3 protein-coding genes are annotated in these 3,932 nt (G+C 70.4%); all 3 read right to left on the bottom strand.

Going from position 1 to position 3,932, the window contains the following annotated elements; all coding sequences use genetic code 11:
* Positions 1–824, bottom strand: an 824-nt coding sequence (locus AB0I72_RS28220) for a DUF87 domain-containing protein (protein WP_358574113.1), incomplete at its 3' end; no start/stop codon positions are given.
* Between the two features lie 218 nt (positions 825–1,042).
* Complete coding sequence (locus AB0I72_RS28215; protein WP_358574110.1) at positions 1,043–2,014, bottom strand: PrgI family protein; 972 nt, start codon at positions 2,012–2,014, stop codon at positions 1,043–1,045.
* Positions 2,015–2,042: 28 nt separating this feature from the next.
* Entirely contained in the window at positions 2,043–3,656 is a 1,614-nt protein-coding gene (locus AB0I72_RS28210) for a hypothetical protein (protein ID WP_358574107.1), read from the bottom strand.
* Between the last annotated feature and the right edge of the window lie 276 nt (positions 3,657–3,932).

Genomic DNA, 3,932 nt, shown 5'->3' with positions numbered 1-3,932 from the left:
GCGTAGGCGGCGATGATCGCCCGATCCAGCACCGTCTTCTCCACCGGGGAGAGTTCGCCGACCATCGCGGTGATCAGGGTGTGCAGGAACAGCGCGCGGTTCGTGAACCCCTGCGCGTCGGTCTGCGCGGGCGGGAGAGCGAAGGGGTTCAACCGCCCCTGTCCGGTTCCCAGTCGCAGGACCCTGCCGCCGACCGCTTCGGTCAGACGGCAGTATTCGCCTTCGGGGTCGATAACCGCGATTTCGACGCCGACGAACAGCGACCGGAGGACCTCGAGCTTGGCCAGGTAGGACTTGCCGGCCCCGGAGCGGGCGAGGATCACGCTGTTGTGGTTGTCCAACCCCCCATGGAACCGGTCCCAGGCCACCACCCCGTTGCTGTGGGTGTTGGTGCCATAGACCACCGTCGTCTCGCCCAGGTCCGCGACCAGCTCCGGGGAGGTGAACGGCAACAGCGTCGCGACGGCGTCGGTGTCCATCGACCGGTCCATCCCCAACAGGTCGGTGCCGAGCGGGAGGGTGGAGATCCACCCCTGCAAGGCGCGGAACGTCGCCGGGACCGCGTCCACGAGCAGCGACGCGCACAACGCGTGCACCTGCCCGAGTTCGGCCTCCAACGCCTCCAGTGTGGGGGCGTGCACCGTGACGTACACCGCCACCCGGAACAACCTGCCCTGTCCGGTGGCGATGCGGTCGGCGATCTCGGCTGCGTCCATCGCCGCCGTCACCTGGTGCGGGTCCTCCACCCGCCCCTGGGCGGTGCTGGTGCGGTGCGCCGACTCCAACCGCGCCCGCCGCTTCCGCAACCGAGTCGCAGCCGTCATAGCCGGGACCGGAACCAGGTGGAAGGCGATGTCGAGCTGTCCGGGGTAGGTGAGCAAAGGTTCGGCCCACCCCGCGCTCACCTGGCGCGGAAACCCCACCACCGCCAGGGTCTGACACACCCCGCCCTCGACCTGAAGATGACGTGCCCCCACGCCGATGGCGGGTCCTCCCAACGCCGGTGACCCCCCGGATCGTGTCCAAGGCGTGTGAATCCCCATCAACGCTCTCCTCCCTGGCGTTCGTGTGCGTGCTCGTCGCGGATGTCGGTGTCCGAACGCGCATCGGCGCCCGGATCGGGATCGGTGAGCCTCGTTGCGGGGGAGGCCATCGCCTGGCGCAGGACCTGCTCCGCCTCGACTCCCGCCAGCAGGTGGGTGCGGATGCCGAGGGTCGCCAGCCGGTCCGCCGTGTCCTGCGCCATACGCCGCAGGGCAGCCCCCGCTTTGTGGGCGGGGCCGGTGGCGGTGACCACGACCACCACCTGCTGGTGCGACAACTCGTGGGTGCGGGCGATCTCGTCCAGGAAGTCGGCGTGTGCCACCGCGGCCTCGGCCAACGCCGGATGCGGAAGGTGACGCACGTTGTCGCGGACCATCGCGGTGAACCCCGACAGGTCCGCCTTCCGCCGCTGGACCAGGACCTGCACCGGCTCCGACAAGGCGTCCAACGCCCCGGCGAAAGCGGCCAGGGTCTGGTCCTGCTCACGCCCCGAGGCGAGCTGGAACGGGAGCGTGGTGCAGGAGACCATCACCGCGCACCGCCCACCCAGATCGACCACCCCTTCGGGGCTGATTGCCGACGCGGGGAGCCGGAGCGGCTCCAGCCGGGAGATCCGGCGAAGGCGTGGAGCCCACCAGGGCAGGTCGGGGATCTCCCCTGACGGTGCGCCCACCAGACGTTTCGACGACCGCGCCCATGCCAGCGCGCTGGCCGCGACGCGTTCCAGGCCCCGACCGTCGCGTTCGCCCAGGGCGACAGCGATGGTCACCCCCAGAACCGGGGCCAACGCCAAAGCGAAGGCCCACAGCGGCACCGCATCTCGGAAGATCAGGTACGCGCCCCACGCCCCCGCCAGGACGGGGGCGATGATCAGGCACTGGCGGGCGGTCAGGTTGAACAGGACGGGTTCGCCCCGGTCGATGTCGGCGGGGATACGCCCCTGCCACGACGACGGCTCCTCAGAAACCACGCCACATCCCTTCCTCCTCGTCGGACGATCACTTCGCGTTGTTCTTCGGGCGTGGGAACAGCCCGTACTGCTTCCACGTGCGCTTGGGGTTGGGGAACAGAGGCCGCTGCCCCTTGACGTGCGCGGGCCGACGCGGGGTCGGGCGCGGGTTGCTCCACACGTCCGCCACCCGTTCCGGCGTCCGGCGTCCGGGCACCCGCACCGGCGGCGGTGTCGGCAGCACACCTTGACGCCACCGCCGCACCGGCCCCGAAGACACGGTTGGAGAGGGTGAGGCGGGCGGTCCCGATGCCGGGCGGCCGAACAGCACCTGCTGCCCCGTCCTCGGTGACCCCGGCATCCGACCCTCCACCAGAGCCCGGCGCGGTGGCGCGGGCGCAGCGACGCGTGGGTCGGGAACCGGTGGCAGACCGCGCGGTCCCGGCAGGCCCGGCGTGCCCGATGGACCGCCGTGCGGGCGCGGCCAAGGCGAACCACCGCCCGGCCCCGGGAGAGCACGTCGAGGGCCGGGCAGAGCACCGACGGGTTCAGGTGCCTCGTGCCGGGGCCGGTACCACCACGCCTGCGGTCGCAACGGCTGCACACCGTTGGGCGGGCCCGGGGTGTAGCGGGGCAGCTTCCTGCCCGGGGCGCGGCCCGGCCAGCCCAGTTGGGGCCATGTCAGTCCGAGGTTGAGCCCGTTGCGCAGCACCCCGGGCACCCGCAGGCCGCCCAGGGACCGGAAGGCCAGCATCCACGCCAGGTTCCGCACCAGGGCGGCGATCGGTGAACTCCCCGGATGGGTGGGCTCCCAGATCAGCTTCTTCACCCAGGCCGGGATCCTGACCTGGGTGTACAGCAGCACCAGAAGCAGCATGATCTGCATCAGCCAGCTGGCGCCGCCGACGTCGTCGGCGCTGTCGGATGTGGGGTTCAGGGTGCCGAAGAGGGTCATCTGCCCTTCGAAGAACAGCCGCGTCATCGCGATGAACACCAACGACTGGGCGATCGGGATCGCGCACAGCCCCGCCATCAACTTCCACCACAGCTCAGCGATCCGGTTGGTCTGCGGCAACGCGTGGAAGACCAACAGGACCGGCGCGGCGACCACCAGCACGATGACGGTGCAGATGCGCACCGCCTCGGTGACCATCCACACCACCAGCAGCACCACCGCGACCACCAACAGCACAATGGTGAAGACCATCGCCTCGGCCAGCAGCACGTCGAGTCGGTCCCGGAAGTTGACCGCGGCCTCGCGGGCGTTGATGCCGTCGGCGCCGATGGCCGCCGCCACGCCGTTGGACAGCCGCACGATCTCCGTGGACACCCACAGCGACAGGTTCGAGGCGATGAACGCGAACACGATGCGGGGCAGGACCTCGGCGACCGAGTAGCGGTCCTGGACGGTCCGGTAGCCCATGACCACCAGACCGCCCGCCACCACCAACAACACGAACAGGGTGTTGGAGGTGGTCAGGATCCCGGCGTGCAGACCCTTCATCCCCTCACTCGGCAGCGGGGTGTGGAACGCCTTTTCCGCCAACCAGCCCAGGGCGGGGTTCAACCCGGAGATGACGAGGTCGGCGAACCAGTTGGACACATGACAGCCCGGATCGACCAGACCGCACTCGAACACGGCCCCCTCGGTCTCCAACTCCACCGCATCCTCGGCAGGGTCCCGCCCGCGCAGGGGCGGTTCTCCCGCGCGCGGATCCTCCGGGGGCGGGAGCGGGTCATCGGTGATCTCCCGCTCTCGTGCGGGCTCCTGCACCGGGTCGTTCTCCGATTGCGGGCTTGGCTCCACGTCTTCCGGTGGCGGAAGTGGGTCATCCGAAGGAGGCGGCAACGGCTCATCCGTAGGCAGAACCGGGCCGGACGGCACCTGCCACCTCCACCACACTGCGGGGCTCACTCGCCTCCCCCACCCACGGACACG

Origin of the sequence: Nocardiopsis sp. NPDC049922 (assembly GCF_040660275.1) — a bacterium.
Taxonomy (GTDB): domain Bacteria; phylum Actinomycetota; class Actinomycetes; order Streptosporangiales; family Streptosporangiaceae; genus Nocardiopsis.
Note: the sequence above shows the minus strand (reverse complement) of the source record. Positions and strands in the feature narration are given on the sequence as shown.